At 64.9% G+C, this 20532-nt stretch carries 13 protein-coding genes; 7 read left to right on the top strand and 6 right to left on the bottom strand.

Annotation, left to right across the window (positions count from 1 at the left end; translation table 11 throughout):
- The first annotated feature begins 26 nt into the window (after nucleotides 1–26).
- The 5 genes from AACH39_RS14900 (at nucleotide 27) to AACH39_RS14880 (ending at nucleotide 5203) form a co-directional block, all read left to right on the top strand.
- Nucleotides 27–158, top strand: a complete 132-nt coding sequence (locus AACH39_RS14900) for a hypothetical protein (protein ID WP_256444948.1) — start codon at nucleotides 27–29, stop codon at nucleotides 156–158.
- 62 nt (nucleotides 159–220) lie between these two features.
- Nucleotides 221–1813 (top strand): asparagine synthase-related protein, encoded by a 1593-nt coding sequence (locus tag AACH39_RS14895; RefSeq protein ID WP_338620489.1) that lies wholly within the window; start codon nucleotides 221–223, stop codon nucleotides 1811–1813.
- Nucleotides 1810–2490 carry a lasso peptide biosynthesis B2 protein gene (locus AACH39_RS14890; RefSeq protein WP_215778088.1) on the top strand — a complete coding sequence of 227 codons (681 nt, stop codon included), beginning with the start codon at nucleotides 1810–1812 and terminating at the stop codon, nucleotides 2488–2490. The genes AACH39_RS14895 and AACH39_RS14890 overlap by 4 nt, the downstream gene beginning before the upstream one ends.
- The gene (locus AACH39_RS14885; protein ID WP_338620488.1) at nucleotides 2490–4175 is read left to right on the top strand and encodes an ABC transporter ATP-binding protein; all 1686 of its coding nucleotides are present in this window, start codon (nucleotides 2490–2492) and stop codon (nucleotides 4173–4175) included. Before AACH39_RS14890 ends, AACH39_RS14885 begins: the two co-directional genes overlap by 1 nt.
- 23 nt (nucleotides 4176–4198) lie before the next feature.
- The gene (locus AACH39_RS14880; RefSeq protein WP_215778093.1) at nucleotides 4199–5203 is read left to right on the top strand and encodes a glycosyltransferase family 2 protein; all 1005 of its coding nucleotides are present in this window, start codon (nucleotides 4199–4201) and stop codon (nucleotides 5201–5203) included.
- Between the two features lie 36 nt (nucleotides 5204–5239).
- On the opposite strand, the gene AACH39_RS14875 is transcribed toward AACH39_RS14880, so the two are convergent.
- The 4 genes from AACH39_RS14875 to AACH39_RS14860 all read right to left on the bottom strand — a co-directional run bounded on the left by AACH39_RS14875 (nucleotide 5240) and on the right by AACH39_RS14860 (nucleotide 10500).
- Nucleotides 5240–5695, bottom strand: coding sequence for a ferritin-like domain-containing protein (locus tag AACH39_RS14875; protein ID WP_215778096.1), 456 nt, complete (start codon nucleotides 5693–5695; stop codon nucleotides 5240–5242).
- Between the two features lie 86 nt (nucleotides 5696–5781).
- On the bottom strand, nucleotides 5782–6627 hold the full coding sequence (locus AACH39_RS14870; protein WP_215778098.1) for a DUF6671 family protein: 846 nt from the start codon (nucleotides 6625–6627) through the stop codon (nucleotides 5782–5784).
- A complete protein-coding gene (locus AACH39_RS14865) occupies nucleotides 6617–9046 on the bottom strand; it encodes a DUF2309 domain-containing protein (protein WP_338620487.1) in 2430 nt (809 codons plus the stop codon). The genes AACH39_RS14870 and AACH39_RS14865 overlap by 11 nt, the downstream gene beginning before the upstream one ends.
- Nucleotides 9043–10500 carry an NADH-quinone oxidoreductase subunit L gene (locus AACH39_RS14860; RefSeq protein WP_338620486.1) on the bottom strand — a complete coding sequence of 486 codons (1458 nt, stop codon included), beginning with the start codon at nucleotides 10498–10500 and terminating at the stop codon, nucleotides 9043–9045. Before AACH39_RS14860 ends, AACH39_RS14865 begins: the two co-directional genes overlap by 4 nt.
- 98 nt (nucleotides 10501–10598) lie before the next feature.
- Between AACH39_RS14860 and AACH39_RS14855 the strand changes: the two genes are divergently transcribed.
- Together AACH39_RS14855 and AACH39_RS14850 are read left to right on the top strand one after the other, a co-directional pair.
- Nucleotides 10599–11480 carry a LysR family transcriptional regulator gene (locus tag AACH39_RS14855; RefSeq protein WP_338620484.1) on the top strand — a complete coding sequence of 294 codons (882 nt, stop codon included), beginning with the start codon at nucleotides 10599–10601 and terminating at the stop codon, nucleotides 11478–11480.
- A gap of 326 nt (nucleotides 11481–11806) precedes the next feature.
- Nucleotides 11807–13015, top strand: coding sequence for a hypothetical protein (locus tag AACH39_RS14850; RefSeq protein WP_215778114.1), 1209 nt, complete (start codon nucleotides 11807–11809; stop codon nucleotides 13013–13015).
- 74 nt (nucleotides 13016–13089) lie between these two features.
- Here the strand turns inward: AACH39_RS14850 and AACH39_RS14845 are convergent, their stop codons facing one another.
- Both AACH39_RS14845 and AACH39_RS14840 read right to left on the bottom strand, forming a co-directional pair.
- Nucleotides 13090–14040: an L-threonylcarbamoyladenylate synthase gene (locus AACH39_RS14845; RefSeq protein WP_215778117.1), complete on the bottom strand. Its 951-nt coding sequence runs from the start codon at nucleotides 14038–14040 to the stop codon at nucleotides 13090–13092.
- A 120-nt stretch (nucleotides 14041–14160) separates the two neighbouring features.
- On the bottom strand, nucleotides 14161–20454 hold the full coding sequence (locus tag AACH39_RS14840) for a TcdA/TcdB pore-forming domain-containing protein (protein WP_338620483.1): 6294 nt from the start codon (nucleotides 20452–20454) through the stop codon (nucleotides 14161–14163).
- Nucleotides 20455–20532: the final 78 nt, after the last annotated feature.

Below are 20532 nucleotides of genomic sequence, written 5' to 3'. Positions count from 1 at the left end.
GGACGCCTCTTCTTGGAGAAAGCCTCATGAAACTGTTCAAGCGCCATGTACTGACTGCCGGAAAACTGGGCCACGAAATCTGCGCCTCTCACCACACACGAGGCACCCAGGGTGGCTCGATCTATGAAATCTCCGCCTGGGTTTACAAGCGCGTCTGACCCCGCCACGGCCGCCCCGGAACCTGGCCGGGGCGGTTTTCTTCCCTACCAACAAGCCCGCCATGACCACCACCATCCGACAAATCCAATTATGGTTCTCCGATCAGCCCGTCACCCCTCTGCACTCCCCCGTCTGGCCGGACGATCTCGCCCTGCTGGCCACACCGGGACTGCTCAGCGCCCCCCTGGACCGTACCCTGCCCCTGCCGGAGGGCAACCAGCTCCATCTGACTCCCGAACACATCACCCTGCGCAAAGCCATCGATGCCCGCTTTCCGCTGTTCTTCTGCCTGCACCACGACACGCTGCTGATCGGCGACCGCTGGCTGTGGCTGCAACGCCAGACCGGCTGGCGCGAGTGGGACCTGCCCCATCTGGCCTACTTCCTGTGCCGGGAGGAAACCCAGCTACGCCAGTCCCCGCTCAAGGGCATCCTGCAACTGTTCAATGGCGAGCAACTGCGCCTGCAGCGTCAGGGGGGCCGCATGGACAGCAGCATGCACGAGGTACTTGATTGCCTTATCCCCCAGGATCCGCCCGGAGATCTGGCGCAAGGGCTGAAGGACAGCCTGGCGACCCGACTGGGCAAGCAGGGGGCCTTGCTGGAGTTTTCCGGCGGCCTCGACTCCACTGCCCTGCTGCTCAGCGCCCGCGCCCTGAGCATCCCGGTACAGACCGTCACCGCCTGGGACAGCCAGTCGAGCGCGCCGGATGACCGGCGCCATGCCCAGCAATGCGCCGTACGGCTCGGTGTATCACAGCAATTGATCGATCTGGCACACATCGACTGCATGCCGCTGCATACGACGCTGCCGGCCAACCACCCCTCGATGATGTTTCTCGCCCTCGGCTATGAACAAAGCCTGCTCGACCACTGTCATGGCGCGAGCTCACTGCCGCACCTGAACGGTCACGGTGGCGATCATCTGTTTCTTGCCAGCCCGCCGGTGGCCAGCGTGCTGGAGGCCCCGGCAGCCCAGCGCGAAGACACCCTGCGCCGCCTCGCCGCCCATTACGGACTCCCCCTGCTGAGCCTGCGCTTCAAGTTGCTGCAACTGCAGTGGCAAACCCTGCGCGGCCGAGCGGAGATGCCGGATGACCAGACCTGGCACAGCAACGGAGGCAGCCTGCGCCTGCAGCGGCTGGCCCGCCAGGCGGAAAGCTGGCGCCAGCAGCCCGGCATGCAGACGCTGACGCTGATGCAGCATTGGCGCGCCACCTTGCTGTTCCAGCTGGCACAGGAGCTGTCGCACCATCGTCTGCGCGATGGTTGCACCCGGGTGGTGTTTCCCTTCTTTGACCGGGCCATTCTGCGCGCTGCGCATGCCCTGCCGGCCTGGCAGAGCTTTGATGCGCAACACAGCCGGCTCGCGCTGCGACGCGCCCTGTACCAGCGTTACCGCGAACCCGGTCTCTGGCGTCAGAGCAAGGGTCACACCACGGCCATGGTGCTGCGCGCACTGAACCGGCATCACCAGGCCCTGGCCGAACTGATCCGCGAAGGCTGGCTGGTGAGGCAGGGACTGCTTTCCTGGCCGGCACTCGAAGCTGAACTGCAGCGGCAGCGCTACGGCATCGGCGACATCTCGCCGCTGCTGATGAAGGTCATCGCCGTCGAGCGCTTCCTGCAGCAAGCCAGCCGGGAGCTGACATGACGGCGCATCTGATCTTTGCTCCCCACATTCACCATCTGTTTGTCGGCGAGCGACTGATCCTGCTCGATGCCCGGCGTGACCGTTACCTCTTCATCGAGGCGCCGGACAGCCTGTTGCTGCGGCAAGCCCTGCAGGCCGCCCCAGAAGGGGCACCGGCGCCGATCGTGCAACGCGCCCTGCATGGCGGGGTCCTGCGGCACGCCGCCATGTCACAGCCCCTGCGCGAGGAGACACACCGCCCGGCCGGCGTCGGTCTGCACGAATGGCAGCTGCCGCCAGACCACCCGCCGCCCCTGGTCCCGGGCCAGCGCAGCCGGATCCTGTGGGACTTCCTGCTGACCCGCCTCATGACGCAGACGCGCGGCCTGCATGGTCAGTTTGTCCGGCTGGCCCGGCGCCAGACGCAGCACTGTCGCCCGGCGGCGCCTGCGCAATGCCGGTCACTGGCGCTGCAGATTCGCGCCTGCAGCCTCTACCTGCCCTTCCGGACAGCCTGTCTGGAAAATGCCCTGGTGACCGCGCTATGGTTGGCAAGACAGTCGATCGCCTGCGAGTTCTGCATCGGCTTCCAGCTCAACCCGTTTTTGGCGCACGCCTGGCTCAATGTCGGCGGAGAGGTTCTGCTCGACCGCCCCGACCTGAATCACGCGCTGCATCTTCTGGTGCGAATACCCTGATGAACCTGCCTGTCGCCTGGCAACACTATCGCCGCCTGCTGGCGGCATTGCGCCGCCACCACCCGCGTGCCCTGGCGCAATTGGGCATGATCTCGCTGGTGGTCTGCCTGATCAGCAGCGCCAGCATCCTCACGCCCTGGCTGCTCAAGCAGTCGCTGGACCAATTGCAGGACCAGCAACATTGGCCCGGCATCCTGACCATCAGTGCCTATGCCCTGTGCTGGGGCGCCAGCCAGGTGGCCTTCTTCTGGAAGAACACCCTGGCCGCCAGCCTGTCGGCCTCTTTCGAATGCGGCCTCGGGCTGGCGCTGTTCGAACATCGCATCCGCCAGCCATGGCGCACACACAATCCGCAGGAGCCGGCCGGCGAAACCCTGGCGATTTTCCGCCGCGTAGCCGGCAGCGTCGGCGCCCTGACCTGCAATCTCAGTTGGGGCCTGCTGCCCATCGTCATCGAACTGATCGGTGCGGCCTGGCTGCTGACCCTCAGCCAGGGCGGGCAGATCGCGCTGGTCCTGCTCCTGACCATGGCGGCCTTCTTCGGCTGCTCGCTGCTCACCGTGCGCGTCGCACGCGACGTCACCCGCGACATCCACCACGAAAGCACCCGGCTGAGCGGACATCTGCAGGAGCGCCTCGGCCTGATTCCCACCCTGCAGCTGAACAACGCGCAGACCCAGGCCATGCAGCAGGCCAGCCAGTACTGCACACGCTGGCAGGACGCGGTCATCCGTGGCAACCGCCGACTGGGCACACTCTACGCCGGCAAAATCCTGCTGATCTCGGCCGGCCTGCTGCTGTCGACCCTGGCGATTCAGCAGGGGCATGGCAGTCTGGGCGATCTGGTCATGCTCAATGCCTACATGATCCAGTTCGCCATGCCCATGACCTGGCTGGCGGGCAGCCTGTTCGACATGCAGCGTCATCTGCTGGCGCTGGAAGAAGGCGTCCGCTGGCTATCGACCGACTGCCAGCCGTCCCGGCCCGCTCTCCATCCGGCATTACCGGCCACCCTGCAGGTGGCGGCACTGCAGGTGGGCAGCGGAGCCCCCCTGTCGTTCTCCGTTCCCCCCGGTCAATGGCTGGGGCTCACCGGCCCCTCAGGGACAGGCAAAAGCCGCGTGCTGGACGCCCTGCTGAAACTGAGTGGTTATCAGGGCAGCATCTGCCTGGGAACGTGTTGCGCCGAAACCTGCAGTGATGAGACGTGGCATGCGCTGGTGACCGGCGTCAGACAGCAGCCTCAGCTGTTGGCAGGCAGCCTGCGCGACAACCTGACCCTGGGTCTGAGCCAGCCGGTCGATGCCCAGCTGTTGCAGCGTGCCTGCTACCTGGCCTGCCTGGACCGGCTCATCGCAGACAAGCCTGAGGGATGGGAGCATCCGGTCAGCCCGGAGGGGGGCAATCTGTCCGGCGGAGAGAGGATGCGACTGGCCATTGCACGAGCCCTGCTGCACCAGCCGGCGGTGCTGATTCTGGACGAGCCGACGGCGGCGCTGGACAGCGAAACCGAGCGCCAGTTACTGGCCCGGCTGCGCAGCAGTGGCCTGACCATCATCGTCGCCAGCCACTCGGCTTATTGCCTGCAGCAATGCGAGCAGATCCTGAGCCTCGGCCCCGCTGAAGGACGAATTCATGACAACAATGGCCTTCTGCCTTGTGATCAAACCCATGAGCATGGATAATCATTCCATTTTTGCGGTTTGCCATGCAGCCCATCGTTTCCATCATCCTTCCCAGCTACAACGACCTCAGTTATCTCGAAACCACGCTGCGCTCAATCACGGCACAGACCTTTACCAATTTCGAGCTGATCATCGTCGATGACGGCAGCAGCGACGAAACACCGGTTCGGCTGCGCTCGCTGATCGCCTCCGACACCCGGCTGCGCTATGCCCGCCGCCAGCGCGGCGGCGTCGGCGCAGCTCGCAACACCGGGCTGGAGCAGGCCCGAGGCCGCTTTATTGCCTTTGTCGATGCCGACGATCTGCTGCACCCCACTTTCCTGCACACCCTGGTCAACGCGGCCGAGAACAGTCAGGCCGACGTGGTGCAATGCTGGATGCACGGCTTTGCCGATGGCACCCCCTGCAACTTCCCGCCAACCTATACCGTGGCAGGCAAAGGGATGGCCGGCCTGGACGGACTGCGCGCCCTGCTGACCGGCGAATTGCCCGTCAGCGTCTGCAGCCGGCTGTACCGGCGCGAGAGCATGGGGTCGATGCGCTTTGCCGAAGGACTGGTTTACGAGGATCTGGAGTTCTCCGTCCGGCTGATGGCCTCGGTCACGCGGGTGCAGATCGTGCCACTGGCCCTGTACGGCAATCGTCAGCGCCAGCGCGGCATTCGTGCGCAGTACGCGCCCTTCCTGGTGGAAGACCGCATCACCATCCTGCAACGCGTCAAGGACACCCTGCAGCAAAGCCAGCACTGGCCGGCGCTGCGCCCGGAGTTCCAGCAGCTGGCGGTACGCTTTCTCGGCAGGGAAGGCTTCAAGGATCTGATCCGCGACCAGTCTCTGGACGAGTTTCTCTATCAACGCCTGCTCAGCAGCCTGCGCCTGGATGGCGAACTGACGCTCGGCCTGCTGCGCAAACTGCCGCTGGCGCCAGGAGAAAGGAAATGGGTGGGCTTGCCCCTGCTACATCCCTCGCTCGGCCGCACTTTCCTGAACTTCCAGTTGAGGCGGCGTCTCAAGCGCAGCAAGGCATGACCGGCTGCGGTGCAAGCCGCAACCGGTCAGTCAGGATCAGGCAGAGAAGGGTTTGAGTGCGCCCGGTGCGCGCAGCATCTTGTTGACCTCGTCAAGATGCAGCTCTTCCTGCACGATCATCTCGCGGGCATATTCCTCCAGCAGAACCGACTTGTCGGCACTGATCTTCAGCAGCTCGTAGTAGGCATCGAGTGCGGCCTGCTCATGCGACAGACTCTCGCGCAGGATATCGCCGATATCATGACGCTCAGTTTCCAGCAGGGCGCCGATCTTCAGTGAAGGATGACCGCCCAGCAGAGTCACCAGCTCGCCGGCACGATGGGCATGGTCCAGACTCTCCGTGGCATTGCCCTTGAGCCATGACACGATGGGGATACGGTTGTAGCCATACACCATCAGCGCATAGTGGGTGTACTTCACCACCCCGGCCAACTCCAGTTCCATGATGTGATTCAGGGCTTCAATCGCTTTTTTGGTATCTTTGGCATTCATGCAGCTCTCCTTTGGAATACCCGTCCTGCAGGACAGGTCGACTTATGGACTGTAGCAGCATTGCCGAAGAACTGCAGGCGAGCGCATCAGGGATTGCAGAAGTCGCAAGTGGCAGGATCCGCCGCACCGGACGCAGCCGGCTCTAGCTGCTCATGGCGGCAACGCAGGCAGACCCAGCGGCAGGCAAGCGGCTGACGTGTCGGGCAGCCGCAAGCCTCGCAGGGCAGACCCGGCACCGTATCGACCCTGTTCCAGCCGGGGGCATAACAGGCCGGGCAATGTGCGCGCAAACGGGCCAGCAAGGCCTGCCCGGCCTCGACAATCACGCCCTGCCGGGTGGGATTGCAGTGCGCCCGCAAATCACTCTCCATGAACACCTGGCCGTTGGCGGAAGCCTGCTGCAGCCGCTCGAAAGCCTGACGCAAGGCCCCCTCGTCCGCCAGCCCCTTGTACAGCAGGGGATGATCCGGTCCCTCCGGACGCAACACCAGGCGATGGGCAGGAAATCCGGCAGCCCGGGCCGCCGCCAGCAAGGCCGGCCAGTCAGGCACCCGCACATGATGATGCCGGGCAGGCCCCTGCGCCCACGCCACCAGTTCCAGCCCCAGACGATCGTCCAACATCACCAGCACTTCGACGTTCCACGGCAGCCCCATCCCGAAAGGATCCGGCCCAAAACTGCCCTCGCTCCCCAGACCGAGAGGCAGCCCGGTCAACGACATACCGAGCCTGGCCTTGGTTCGGGCAGCCTGCAACTGCGAGCCTGCCCGGGCATGCTCGCGGGTAAAACTGCCCAGCTGGTCGGTATCGAAGCCGGTCTCCGGCTGCACGGCGAGCCCGGCCTGGCTCAGCAGCGGCGCCAGCAGACGCGCCTTGTCATGCAAACTCAACAACGCGACGGTCTGACCGGCATACAGCGGATCAGGCGCCATCACCGGCCACCACCTGCCAGCCATCGCGGCGCCAGAGCGCCACGGCCCCGGACTGCGGATCGATCTGCAGCAGGAACAGCCACTGATTCTGCACCAGTTGCCGTACCAGATCCTGCGCGGCCAGCACCTGATCCAGCATGGCGACCGGCGCCTCCACCAACACCGACAAGCGCAAGGGTTCATGCACCCAGTCGCGGCCATCATGCAGCGACTGCAGCGGCAAACCGATGCGCAAGTCGCCGGCATTCCCCTCAAACACCCCGAGATGCCCGCCCACCACGTTGTGCAGCAACTTGTTGCCGCTGCCGAAACGCTCGTTGTCGACGGTCGAGGCGTAGTACTGCAGATTGATCCAGTGCGCCACCACCACCGGCGCTGTCATGATCTGCGTCAGCAAGCACCCGTCGGGATCCTGCCGCCAGTCGTAGTCGTGCAGGAAGACCCGGCCATCCAGCGGCCGCCCCTGCGTGCGCCGACGCGGAGCGGCGACAAACGCTGCGTTGCCGGCCAGCCCCCACTCCGGACGGGTCTGCGCCCAATCACAGGCCCTGACCTGCAAGGCCGCCAGCAAGCCCGCACCCTGCCCGCTCTGCGGCACCAGATCCAGCCGCCCGGCGCGTTCGGCACGCGCCCCCTCGCTGGCACGCTGCAACACGGGCAGCAGCCGATTCACCGCCGCCTGCTGCGCCGCCGGCAGCCCAGCGGTGTCGAACAACTGCAGGACATCCGTGCTGGTCTGGTGCAGCGCAGCCAGGAACAGCGTCTCGCCCAGCGGCCAGCCGCGCTGCGCCAGGCCGGCCCGTACCGACGGACGGTTGAGCAACTCAGCCAGCGCCCTGGCATTGACCTCGCCACTCTGGCCGCAACAGGCTCCGCAATCCAGCGCGGCCGCCATCGGGTTGTTGGCGCTCTGGCTGGCATGACCGACCAACAACACCAGCGGCGCCAGCGCCCCCTGCAAGCCCATGCCCGTCAACACCCGCTCGGCCAGATCCAGCGCGGCATCTCCCTCGATCTGTACCCGCGGGCGCAGGCGCGCGGCCTCGGCACCACGCAAGCCAGCGACTACGGCGGTCAGCGCGCGTCCCGGCAGACTGCGACGCAGCAACTTGCCCACATAGCCCAGACCGAGCGCCTCGACCTGCAGGAAAGACGAAGCCGGCATGCGGGCAAACGGCTGCGCCGCCTGACGGCGCAGCAGCCGTCTCTGTCTCAGGGTGGTCAGACGCTGATCCAGCCCCGACTGTCCACTACTCTCGACCGCCGTCATCGTCGGACTCAGCAGACCGGGCAACTGCGGCTGACGCAGCGCCATCCCCAGCGGTTCAAACGCAATCGGCAAGCCGAAAAAGCCGGCAAAGCCACGCGTCTCGATGCGGCTGTCCTGTTGCTCCAGATGGCGCCGCAACACCTCGGAACGCACATCAATGCAAAACACCATCTGCACCGACGGCGTGGTTGCCGCCGCTGGCCGTACCCCGGCCAGCTGTCGCGCCAGCGGCAGCTGATAGGCCAGCTCGCGGGCACGCAGCCACAAGGCCGCCGCCTGATCGACCCGGGGCGAAGGCCGTTGCTGCCAGGCCTGCAGCCAGTCATGCCACACGCTGCCTGCCTCACGCCGGCCATCATCCAGCAGACATTCCCAGGCCAGCCGGATGGCCAGCAACTCACGCAACTGACCCGCCTGCGGTCGCTCGGGCCAGTCACGCCAGGCACAATGCGCTGCCCAGCCATTGACCGACAACAGCAGGGCCTGCAGATAGTCTGCCCACAACGGCTCGGGCAGCCCCAGCACGGAGAGGGCATGGCACAGCAGCGCCTCAGCCTGATCGGGCAAGCCACGCGCCCGCGCCGCCAGCCAGGGCGCGTTCAGCAACAGACTGACGGCATGATCATGCTGCACACCATGCAACCAGGCCTGATACAGGCTGCCCTCATGCGGCGCATGCCAATCCGCCTGACCATCGTCAAACCAGGCGGCACAAAACTGGCTGATCTGCTGCGTCAGCACCGTACTCCAGGCCGGGGCATGCCCCAGATCTCTCCGCGCATCCAGGACATGCACCAGCAAAGGCCAGCGCTGCGCGGGTGGCTCAGGCTGATCCAGCCACGCGATCAGCCGGGCACGCGACCAGCTGTGGTCGCCCTCCTGCAAGGCCAGATCCAGATGCCCGGGCTGAATACGGCCCTGGCGCCAGTCTTCGGCAAAACGCTGACGGGATGGAAACAGCGAACGCCCCATCAGCCGCGTCAGTCGTGCCCCCTGCTCGGCAAACGGCAGGTCGATGGCGCCCCAGTGCGGATTGACCGCAATCAGCTGATCCAGAGGCCAGGCCGGGGCAATGCCGCCACAGGCACGCTCCACCGCGGCACACAAGGTCGTCTGCTGGCTGACGGCAGCGTCGCTACGGGCATTCATGGGCGTTCTCCTGCAGACAGCGGCCGCGCCAGCGGCCAGAGACGAAAAGTCAGGCGGGTAAACCACTCATCCAGATAGAAACCACCATATGCACGGGGATAGAGCCACTGCGCCAGACGTCCGGCCGGATGACAAGCCAGCCAGCTCTGCAGGCCATACAGCAGCGTCAGCCAGGCCACGGCCCACCAGGCCGCCCCTTCGGGGGCAAGACCATGAGGCAGCCACTGGCCAAATACCGCATGCCAGAGCAGATACAGCGCCAGCAGGCCAGCCACGCGCAAGCCCCCCCAGAGCGCCAGTGACGGCGAAGCCACCTGCCACAGGCAGGGTGCCAGCCCCAGGGACAGCATCCCGCAAAGGGGAGCAGGCAACCCTGTCGGCAGCAGCATGACAAACAGCAGCAGCGGCACCACACACAGCCAGGGCCAGCCAGGCAGGGACAGCGCCGGCCACCCCTGGCGCTGACGATAATGCTGCAGCACCTCGCCGGCCGACAGGAAGGCATGCGCTTTATAAAGTGAATGCGCCAGCAGATGCAGCAGAGCCAGCGAATACCAGCCCAGACCACACTCCAGCAACATGAAACCTATCTGGGCGCAGGTCGACCAGGCCAGCCGCAGTTTGATACTCACCCGGGTCATCATCACCAGGCCGGCCACCGAAGCCGTCAGACTGCCCACCAGCACCAGCAGCCATTGCGCCAGCGGGACGACCTCCAGCAAGGGCGCCAGCCGGATTAGCACCACCCCCCCCAGATTGACCACTCCGGCATGCAGCAGCGCCGACACCGGCGTCGGCGCCTCCATCACCTGCAGCAGCCAGCCATGCACCGGCAATTGCGCCGTCTTCAGGCACACGGCAAACACCAGCAGGATGGCGGCAAGCTGCAGCCCCGGCGTCCCTCCCTGGCGCGCCAGCTCGCTGCTCAGCGCCGCCAGCGAACCGCTGCCGACCTGTTGATAGATCAGGGTCAGTGCCAGCCACAGACAAACATCGGCCAGCCGGCTGGCAATGAACTTCTTGTGCGCAGCCACCTGCGCCGCCTCACGCCGCGGATAAAAAAGCAACAGACGGTGCAAGGTCAGGCTGGTGGCGGTCCAGGCCAGCGCCAGCCACAGCAAATGATCGGTCTGCACCACCGTGGCCGCGCCGGCCAGGGTCCACAGCATGGCCAGCAAATAGCGGCGCTGTCCGGGCTCGCCACGCAAATAGCGCCGTGAATAGCGCACGATCACCCAGCCCAGCAAAGCGATCAGCAGGCTGACGGCGACCATCACCCCCTGAGCAGCCAGCCAGGCCGGCCAGGCGCCCGCCAGCACAAAAAACAAGGCCAGCAGACTGATGGCCTCGGCCCATGACCACGCCTGGTCATCGCGCCGAAACACTGGCAGCAGCGCCCCGGCCAGCAGATAGCTCAGTGGCAACAGCGCGAGCAGAGAAAGGGAATTCGGCATGAGCGCCTCCTGAAAACAACCATGGCGCATACTTTGCCTTGCCCTTTAACTCTCGTAAAATAGAATAAAATTCACATTACGTTCTATTTTAAAGAACCATGCACAGACTGAACTTCCACCACCTGCATTACTTCTGGGCCGTGGCACGCGAAGGCCACCTGACACGCGCAGCAGAGCGCCTGCATGTGTCGCAATCGGCGCTGTCCTCACAAATCCGTCAGCTGGAAGCGCAGCTCGGCCAGCCATTGTTCGAGCGTGAGGGCCGCAGTCTCAGCCTGACCGAGACCGGTCGCATGGTATTGAGTTACGCCGAGAGCATTTTTTCTCTGGGCAAGGAAATGATGGCGGCGCTGGACAACCACCGAGCCGCCGGGATCCGGCGGCTGCGTGTCGGCAGTGACGCCACCCTGTCGCGCAATTTTCAGGAGAACTTCCTGCGTCCGCTGCTGGCCGCGAGCGACACGCAATTGTTGTTGAGGTCCGGTCAGCTGGAAACCCTGCTGCCCCTGCTCAAGGCCCACGAGCTGGACGTGATTCTGTCCAACCGGCCAGTCAGCAGCGATGCACGCCAACCCTGGCGCTGCCGCCCGCTCTCACGCCAGAGTGTCTGTCTGGTCGGCCCGCCGCGCCGGGACGACCAGCCCTTCCGGCTACCGCAGAGCCTGCAGGATTGCGCCATGATCCTGCCCGGTCCGGACAGCGAACTGCGCGGACGCTTCAGCACGCTGTGTGAACAATGGGGGGTGACGCCGAAGATCCGTGCCGAAGTCGACGACATGGCAATGCTGCGCCTGCTGGCGCGCGATGCCGGCTGCGTGGCGCTGGTGCCGGCTGTGGTGGTACAGGATGAATTGCAACAGGGGCAGCTGGTGCAGTACTGCACCCTGCCCCAGGTCGAAGAGACGTTTTACGCCATTACTGTCGAACGGCAGTTCCAGCCGCCGGGACTCGCGGCGCTGCTGGCGGCATGGAAGACTTAAAGGATCGCATTGATTCCCTTCGACATTTCGTCAATTAAGATAGGACCTACAGACAACATCGGGTACAGGACAAGAAGATACGCACGTCACACTGACAGCAACCAAAACCATCGGCGTCAGGCACGTGTCGTCGTCGAATTTTTTATTTTTGTCCTGCACCAGACGCGCCAGGATCACGGCAAGGCTGAGTGCTGGCTCTGACTTTTCTGGCCAAGATGATCAAAAAACACATTCTTTCCTCCATGCTTTCCACCTGTTTGCTCCTCGGCGCGTCCACAGGCGCTCAGGCGGCCCCCGTCAGTCTCCCGCAGGGCGCTGACAACGCCATGCCGGGTTATTCCGCCACCATCAATATTCCGGAAAACTGGCAATGGGGAGGGAATGCGCTGATCGTACGCATCTATCAACCCTGGGGAGATGGCAGCGAAACGGGGTGGCAAAAAGACATGACCCCACCCACCGTCACGCTGGACGACGGCAGCACGGTTGATCTGCTCTATCTCAGCGGCTTTGGTGGTCTCGATTATCTGGGGGGATCCAATTTGCTGGGCTATGACCAATATGCGCAATACTATGCCGCGTTTGTTCCGGCTTATGCGAACCAGGTGACCATACATGGCACCTTCCAGCAGTACGCCTTCATGAACGTTTCGCTCGACAATCTCTCCTCCGGCGAGCAAATCCAGATCTACGATCAGGATATGGCCACCAGCAAGGCGAACCCTTTCCGACAGCTGAACCCGTCGGTGTTCGCCTACCAGGAACCATTCAGCACTCAAGCAAACAAGGCGGCGCAACACAAAGCGGCACCCCAGCCCTCTGCCATCCCGCCGTTGCGGTCTGCGCAGTTGCTTCGTCCTGCCACGCTGAGCAGCAATGATGATGGTGCCATTGCGTTTTACCGCCCTGATCAGCAGACATCGCAAAATGGCAATAACCATCTGGACGGCATTGCCGCAGATGGCTGCAGCGCCAACTACCTGACTGCCTACAAACAGCCCAATCAGGAAATGATGATCATGCGCATTAAGGTCCCCAAGACTTTCATCAGCGCTGACAAACCAGATCTGGTCTTCAAGTCCTATCAGGCCCGTTACTTCAGCGTCAGTGCCAACACCACGCAAAGCAACCCGACCATGCCCTACTGGACGGTCAACGGCCGCATGCTCGACAGCCAGAAAGACCAGGATGGCTATGCCTACGTCTTCTTTGGTCCAAACAGCGACTCGCGAGCCAAGAGTTTGCAATACAGCGACGATCCCAACACACCGCCGGTCATTACCTGGGGGAAATACAGGGGCTATTATCTGGGCAACCCGGATTACGCTGTGATCTTGCGGTACAAGCTGGCGGATGAGAACTGGCAAGGCTCCCCGATTCATGCGGCTTGTTATGCCTCACCGGCCGTACAGCAGCCGGTGACTGCCGCGGAACTGGGGGATTATTTGCCGGAGATGTATGGTGACAGCATGGATAACTTCAATGCAGGCCATATCGGCGCTGTTTCCCAGAATCAGGACTGGCCGTCTCATTGACCATCCGGTAGTGATCAAAAAAACCGCATGCTGCTGGCGTGCGGTTTTTTTATGGAGAACGGAAAGCCATTTCGTCAGACCGGCTGACTGGCGCGATGGAGGCGGTCGTGCACGGCCGCCCAGGCGGGCGTGTCGGGCGGGGTTTGAATCAGCAAACGGCTGATGCCCTCAAGGTGATCGAGCTGGTAAAGCGCATCGTACAGCGCACGCGCATAGGCTTTGGGATCGTCCCCCAGATCCAGCGCCGGACCGGCGCTGGCCTGGGCACCACCGCACCACAGCCAGGCACAGCCAGCATCCGCCAGCGCTTCGGCCGGCACCTCACTAAAGCGCCAGGCCGGCGTATGCGGGGCATAGTGACGGTGATGCTGGCCGGGCACGCGCAGCCCGCCTTTGGCACCGACCTCCAGCTTGCAGCCCAGCACCGCTTCCAGCTCGGCCGCAGACAACATGCCGTGGCGCAGCAGACGCGGCGGCTCGCCGGGCAGCAGGCCGACAATGGTCGACTCCAGTCCGACCTTGCAGGCGCCGCCATCCAGAATCAGCAAATCCTCGCCGGCAAACTGGCGCGCCACATGCGCCGCCGAGGTCGGACTGATCGACATATAGCGATTGGCTGACGGTGCCACCAGCCCGCCGCCAAAACGATGCAGCAGTTCGCGTGCCTGCGGGTGGGCCGGCACACGCAGCGCCACACTGCCCTGACCGGCGGTAATCACCCGCGACACATGGTCGGCCGCCGGCAACACCAGCGTCAGCGGCCCGGGCCAGAAGGTTTTCATCAGCTTTTCTGCGGCGGGCGGGACATCCTTGACCCAGTTGACCGACTGCGCGGCTTCCGCCAGATGCACGATCAGCGGATTGCTGGCCGGACGACGCTTGAGCCGGAACACCTTCTGCACCGCGTCCAGATTGCAGGCATCGGCCGCCAGTCCATAAACGGTTTCAGTGGGAATGGCAACCAGTTGGCCCACGCGCAAGCGTGCACAGGCCTGATCGATATCGGTGGTAACAGTGGGATTCACGGCAGCAGCAATCGAGACAGAGAACCGCCATTATCCATGCTGCGGCTGCAGCATGCAAAAAACGGTCCGGGGCAGTGCCCCGGAACCGTCTCATTCCTGCTGTCAGACCCTGCAAGGGTGCTACGCCGTTTCCGGCCGGATCATCTCAGACCAGCGCGGCTGACCGTCATCAGTCAGCGTCAGCATGCGCAGCGCACCATCGGCACACGTCAGCCACAAAGCCGTGCCGCGGGACTGCACTGCGCGCACACCACGCAGCGGCAGGCAGCTCAGCGCCCCACCTGGTACGCCCGCCTGCAAGGCCTCACTCAACCACAGCTGGCCGCTGGAGGCTGACCAGCACAACAGGCGCGCACCGGCCGGCGTGTGCCAGACATGAACCGGCACCTGGTCTGCAATCCCGGCCTCCAGCACCTGCCAGCACCCCTGCGCCGGCAGGCAGACCAGGCGACGCGCGGTGCTCGTCTCCATTAACAACCAGGGTGCCAGCACCGTCTCGATCACCTGTGGCGAGGTCAGCTGTACGCCACGTCCTGGTGCGGCACCGGTCAGCAGCGACTGCCAGGGCGCCAGCAGATTTTCGCCCGCCACCGGGGGCCGCCAGCCGGCCAGCCAGGCATGCAGCGGGCGCTCTTCCAGCCCCTGCACACTGTGCAACACCATTTGCCCATCTTGCAGCACATAACGCAAGCCGAGCGCAGGCCGCCCTTCGCCTTCGATGCGCTGGCTCACCAGACAATGCGCCCCGGCGGCTACCACCGACTCGATCAGGCTCTGCTCGCCGCCAAAACACAGCGGGATGCGGCCGTCAAACCGGTCGCTGTCACGCGCACTGCGCCAGAACGCCAGTTGCAGCGGATTAAAGTAATAGGCATGTTCGGCAGTCACGCCGACACAACGCAGACCGATCGCCAGACGACCAACATCGTCAATGCCATTGGACAGCAGGCGCCCCTGCCGACTGTCGTACCATTGCTCCCTGCAGTATGACTGTTGCTCGGACCATTGCCGGCGCCAGACTGCGCGAGCTGCGGCGGATGCCGAAGCGGGCAGCGGCGCCGGCAGTTGCCCGTGAATCAGCCGCACCAGCGGGGCGACGCGCCCCTGGCGCTGCCACTGCTGCCACTGCTCGCGTGCCGGCACAGGCGATCCGCTGCGCAAATCCAGCGCCTGCAGGCGCACCACCCCGCTCAACAGATCGATCTGCCAGCGACCGATACTGCCCGCCACCTGCAAACTGCCGCGCAAGCCATGCATTCCCACCGTCAATACGCCACCCTGATCATCGTGCAGCAACAATTGACCATCTTGCAGCTGCACGGTCTCCGGCGTGGCCAGCCGGGCATCCGGCAGCGACAACTCGAAATGTGAAGGCTGCGCCTCGCTCAGCTGCAGACGGACACCGGCATGCAGCCCCATCAGCCGGTAGCTGCCCCCCTGCCCCTGCAGGCGATACGCCATCTCGCCACTGCCCCGGCTGAACCACAACGTCTGCGCCCCGCGTGCCAGGATCACCGACAGGGACAGCGCCTGACGGCGCAGCGTCAGCGCCCCGGCCGAGTAAATACCGCGGGCAAAGGCAAACACCCCGGCCTGCTCCAGCAACGTCACCACTTGCTGCTCGCGCTCGCTCAGACTGACCCGGCCGGCGGTGTACTGATAATCCAGCCACAAAGCCGGTGTCGACGGCAGTACCCACTCGGCATCGCTGTCCGGCAAGGCCAGCTGGCGCGGCACGCCGAACGCCTCGCGCAAGGCGAAATGCTGGCCATGACGCCGACTGGGGCGACTCAGCGCATCGTCATAACCGCTCTTGACCATCTGCTGGCTGCCGAAGGTCAGCTGACCGTTGAGAAAGTCGAGCTGTTCGATCACCACATAAGGGTCGGCCACCATGGCGCCGCTTTCCTCATCACGCAGAAAACCACCACGCCGATAGCCATCGCGCACCTTGCTCAGGTAGTCCAGCAAGCCATGGCTCTGCTGCTGATGCGCGGCGATCTGCCCCGCCAGCGCGGAAAAGCCGAAACCGGCCGCCGCCAGCGGCAGTGCCAGCAGGCCAAAGGGCCCCGCCAGCGCCGCTTCAGGCAACAGGCGCGTCAGCACACCGCTGCCCAGCTGCAGCAACAGCGCCGCCGAAGAAAAGCCGAACTGTGTTCCCGCTGCCGCACGGCTGACCGGGTCCGGCGCATGAAAAAAGCGCCAGCCATCCCAGACCACCGACCCGGCCATGAACAGCATGTTACCGGTCTCGAAAGCCCTGGCGAGCAAGGCCAGCGAAGACAGCGCGGCACTCTCCGGCGCTGCCAGCTCAAGCACCAGACGGCCGAACTGCACGCCGTCACCGGCCACGGCGGTCCCCATGGCGGCCAGATTCCAGTAAGCGGACAGGCGCGCCTCGGTCGACAACGCGCGTCCGGACAGCCAGGACATCAGCGCCATGATCAGGAAGGCCGAGTTCATGCTGTTGAGCCCGCCGGCCTCCCCCTCCACAGCGGGCTTCAACCGCAACGCCGACCCTGCCGGGCCAACCTCGACCTGTGACGCCAGCTGCCGCCAGAGATCTCGCAACGATGCCTGGGCCCGCGCCAGTGCAGCCCCTTCGGCCAACATCACCTGGCGCACCTCGCCACGCTGACGATGTACCAGACTCAGGCGATACCCCCCGTCAGCCAGACGTTGCAGACTGTCCGGCACCGCCAGCCATTCCCTGCGCGACAAGCCCTGCGTCTCGTAGACCGCGCTCAGGATGCGTTCCTGCGTGCCCAGCCAGTCCTCGACCTGCACCTGTGCCGCCCGGGCCTCCGCCTGCTGCTGCCACAGATCGAAGGGGCCCACCACCCCGTGGCCCCCATCGTTCACCACCGTGGTCGCTCGGGGATAGGGTGACGGCACATGACGCGCTACCTGCAGGCTGCCGTCAGGCTGGGGGGTCAACTGCCATTTGCCGACATGGCCGCCATGCTGCAACTGATTGCCCACCCGGTAGACATGGCGACCGGGCTGAATGGTGCCCTGCAGCGGGCCGCCACGCCGCACCAGATAAACCTGTTGCTCAGAGCCGCTCAGGCGCGACAAGGACAACTCGGGATGAGCCTGACGCAAGGCGTGATAGAGCAAGGCACCGGTTTCGGGCTCACTCTGGCAGGCCAACAGTGCCAGATGCCCGATGGCCCGCACCTCGGACAGCATCCCCGCCAGTTGCGCCGGCAAATCCGGCTGGCGCATGGCACTGACCAGCCCCAGATCACCCTCGCCATGCCCCAGCACCGTCAGCTTGGCGAAGCGACCACGCAGGGGCTCGGCCAGACGCACCCAGCCATCACGCCCGCTGCCCTCGCCGAGCGGGCGCATCACCCACTGACGCCAGACGCCATCCTGCTCGCTCAAGGCATAAAACTCGGTCTCCGGATGTTTGTGCCGCAAGCTGTACACCGCCTGATGAAACAAGGTGCCGCCGGCACGCTGCAACACCTCCTGCGGCACCACCAGCAGCACGGCGCGCCGGCTGACCGCCTCGCCCGGCAGAGCCACGGCATAGGGCGGCTGATAACGCGCCAGCCCGGGCACACCGGCCTCAGGGACCGGCTCACGGACAAACTGCTCGCCCTCCAGCCGCGCCAGATAGCGCAGGCCGCCGCCACGCTGCCAGGACTCGCCACCCGGCATGTCGCTCTGCCACACCTGGCCGAACACATCGACCACCAGCTCACTGCCATAACTCTTGACCGTCGCCCCGTCGACACCTTCGGCACGCAGCGCGCGCAGCAGGTTTTCCACATAGTCCGGCCCGCGGCCAGGTGCCAGCGGCAGACTGGCATTGGCCACCAGCTTGATGCGGGCAATCTGCCCGCCAGGCGGGAGCAGCTGGGCGATCAGCCGCGCCAGCGCCGCCGCCGGCAGATCGCCCAGCTCGCGCTGATCGGCGCTCAGTTGCCCGACCAGCACCAGACGGCTGTTGTCATCCCACTGACTGGCATCCAGTTGCTGAACCAGACGGTTGTCCAGCCGCAGCGCCCCATCCCCCTGGCGCACGATATGCCGCGAGTTCGGGTGACGGTTGTTCAGATAGCGGGCGGCGGTCTGCGTGAGTTCACGCTGGTCGAGCGACAACACCAACTGCCGGGCATACTTCGACGCCTCGCTCAGCGACAGACGCGCCGGCAAGGGGGCGCCGCGCCAGGACGACTCGATATCCGCCGGGGTATCCGACGCCAGCCACGCCGGCGCGGCATACAGCGGCAAAGCATCCTCCGCCGTGAGTTGCTGCCAGTCGCGCCAGGCCATCCAGGGCATGGCATCGGCCTCACGGACAGCAGAACCCTCCTCCTCATCGCTGATCTCGCTGGCGGCACTGTCCCCCGAGGTGTCACTCTGCGCACTGTCGTCGCTGTCATCTTGCGGCTCATCCGGTGCCAGCGCCTGCAAGATGGCGCGTGCAAAGGCATTCGGTCCGGTCAGATAGCCGGTTACCCCCGAATCCACCTCCATGCCATCCAGCCGGTACAGACCGTGGGCACGCTCACGATAGTCGGCATCTTCGGGCAGGGCTTGCGGGAGGTCCGGATACCACAGCAACTGTCGTTCAGACAGCTCGCGATAGCGTTGCTGCACCAGTTGCCAATAGTGGGCAAAGGCGGGAGCCCCGGCACGAGCATGCATGACATCAATGTCGAAGCCGATGGTCAGGCGCGGACGACGCTGCATCGCCAGCCCCACGGCGCCAACCGTCGCCCGCGGGATCGGCTCGAACAAGGCCGGCAACACCTGCGAAAGTTCCTGCCCGATCCCTTGCAGGCGCCTGGCCGGTGCTCCCTGCACTTCCTGCAAATATCGCTGAGCCAGCTCGGCAATCTCCGGCACGAACTGCACCATCAGATTGTCGCGCAGCGCCTGATAGGCCTGATCCCCCGCCAGCGCCGCCACGCCGAACGGATCGCCCGGCCACTGCGCAAGATGATTGTGAGTCGCCTGCACCCGAATGGCGTGCAACTGGGTGGAGAACACCGCCAGATTACCGGTCAGGGTGTCTGGCGAACTATGACGTGCCACCCGTGCCAGCAATTCACGCTCCAGCGTGGGCAAGGTACGGCCGCTGAACACCTCGGCCCGCGGCCGCAGACTGACATCGGCATCCAGATAGCTGCCGCCGTACTGGTTCAGCAGCAGGGAGCGCCCCAGATCCGCCGCCGCCGGCAAATTGCCGCGCAGCCATAACTCCTGCAGATAAATCGGGTACAACGCATGCTCCGCCGGCAACAGGCTGGCCAGATCGACGCGTTGCAGGCTGCCGGCGCCGAAACGCTCGGCAAAGATCTGCTCGACCGAGGCCCACTCCTGACGCGCCGCCGCCAGCCAGGCTTGCAACTCGGCCCGTGGCTGACCATGTACCTCGACCATGAAATCGATCACCACCTGCGACGGGTCACTGCCCGACGGCATCAGCCGCGGCAGCAGGGCCTCATAGGCCTGGTTCTGCAACTGCAGCCAGCGTTGCCGGAACAGTGCCGTGCGCTCGCTGTCAGCCGGGAGGCCATTGATACTGGCCAGCGCCAGCTTTTTCAACAACTGATTCAGGCGTGGCGCCATCAGCGCCCGCTCGTCACTGGCCAGATAGAAGCGCAGCGGCACCGCATCGGCAGCCTGCTGACGAGCCAGAAACAGACGCAGACTGGCCTTGAGCGTGGCCGGCAACGCCCCCAGCCAGAGAAAGTGCACATTGCCCGGCACCGGCTTGGCCAACTGCTGCAGCCGTGCCGTGGCCTGGCGTGCCAGACGGGCCAGCGTGGCGCTGGCACGCGGCACACTCCGCAGTGCGGCTTGCAACAGCGCCAGACGCTGGGTCTGCGCCATACGACTCAGCCCGGGCTGCAGGGCGTTGATCAGATAAAGCCGCACATCCTGCAGGCGCATCAGCCACAAGGGACGGTAATGCCCGCCGGACGGGTTCAGTACGATGCCCTCGGCTTCCAGGCCCTGACGCCATGCCGCCTCCGACATCAATTCACCGCTTTCCGCCACCTCGGCCTCATCGGTCTCATCCGCCAGTTCGATCTGGCCAAGCTGTTCGGTGCGCAGGGCCTGATGGGCGGCACGTGCCGCCGCGGCGGCAGACTGCCACAAGGCACGGGCCTGTTGCAGGGACTGCTCATAGTGCTGGCGGGCCTCGGCCAGCGCGGCACGGTCGGCCGACGGGTCCTGGCGCAAGACACGCAGCGCCTCGTGCGCCTGCTCGCACTGCAGTCGGGCTGCATCGGCCTGGTCCAGCGCCTGCTGGATCGCTGGCAGGGCCTCAACGGCCAGCGCTTCGTCCATGGCGGCAGCCTGACGCACTGCCTCCAGCGCGGCAGCCGCCTGCGGGTCAAGAGACAATGCCGACACCCCGGGCTCAAGAGGGAAATCTGTATCAATCATGAATGGCTTCGCTTTCCAGCACCGGTCCTGGCCGATGCCCATCAAAAAGAATCGAGGCGTCCCGATGGAACGCCCCGA

This window comes from Paludibacterium flexuosum, assembly GCF_037076605.1.
Classification (GTDB): Bacteria; Pseudomonadota; Gammaproteobacteria; order Burkholderiales; family Chromobacteriaceae; genus Paludibacterium.
Note: the sequence above shows the minus strand (reverse complement) of the source record. Positions and strands in the feature narration are given on the sequence as shown.

Excerpts from the sequence above, each read along its gene's own strand:
- AACH39_RS14860 (WP_338620486.1), bottom strand. The coding sequence starts at position 10,500 with ATGCCGAATTCCCTTTCTCTGCTCGCGCTGTTGCCACTGAGCTATCTG.
- AACH39_RS14855 (WP_338620484.1), top strand. The coding sequence starts at position 10,599 with ATGCACAGACTGAACTTCCACCACCTGCATTACTTCTGGGCCGTGGCA.
- AACH39_RS14895 (WP_338620489.1), top strand. The coding sequence starts at position 221 with ATGACCACCACCATCCGACAAATCCAATTATGGTTCTCCGATCAGCCC.
- AACH39_RS14900 (WP_256444948.1), top strand. The coding sequence starts at position 27 with ATGAAACTGTTCAAGCGCCATGTACTGACTGCCGGAAAACTGGGCCAC.
- AACH39_RS14875 (WP_215778096.1), bottom strand. The coding sequence starts at position 5,695 with ATGAATGCCAAAGATACCAAAAAAGCGATTGAAGCCCTGAATCACATC.
- AACH39_RS14840 (WP_338620483.1), bottom strand. The coding sequence starts at position 20,454 with ATGATTGATACAGATTTCCCTCTTGAGCCCGGGGTGTCGGCATTGTCT.
- AACH39_RS14865 (WP_338620487.1), bottom strand. The coding sequence starts at position 9,046 with ATGAATGCCCGTAGCGACGCTGCCGTCAGCCAGCAGACGACCTTGTGT.
- AACH39_RS14880 (WP_215778093.1), top strand. The coding sequence starts at position 4,199 with ATGCAGCCCATCGTTTCCATCATCCTTCCCAGCTACAACGACCTCAGT.
- AACH39_RS14870 (WP_215778098.1), bottom strand. The coding sequence starts at position 6,627 with ATGGCGCCTGATCCGCTGTATGCCGGTCAGACCGTCGCGTTGTTGAGT.
- AACH39_RS14850 (WP_215778114.1), top strand. The coding sequence starts at position 11,807 with ATGCCGGGTTATTCCGCCACCATCAATATTCCGGAAAACTGGCAATGG.
- AACH39_RS14885 (WP_338620488.1), top strand. The coding sequence starts at position 2,490 with ATGAACCTGCCTGTCGCCTGGCAACACTATCGCCGCCTGCTGGCGGCA.
- AACH39_RS14890 (WP_215778088.1), top strand. The coding sequence starts at position 1,810 with ATGACGGCGCATCTGATCTTTGCTCCCCACATTCACCATCTGTTTGTC.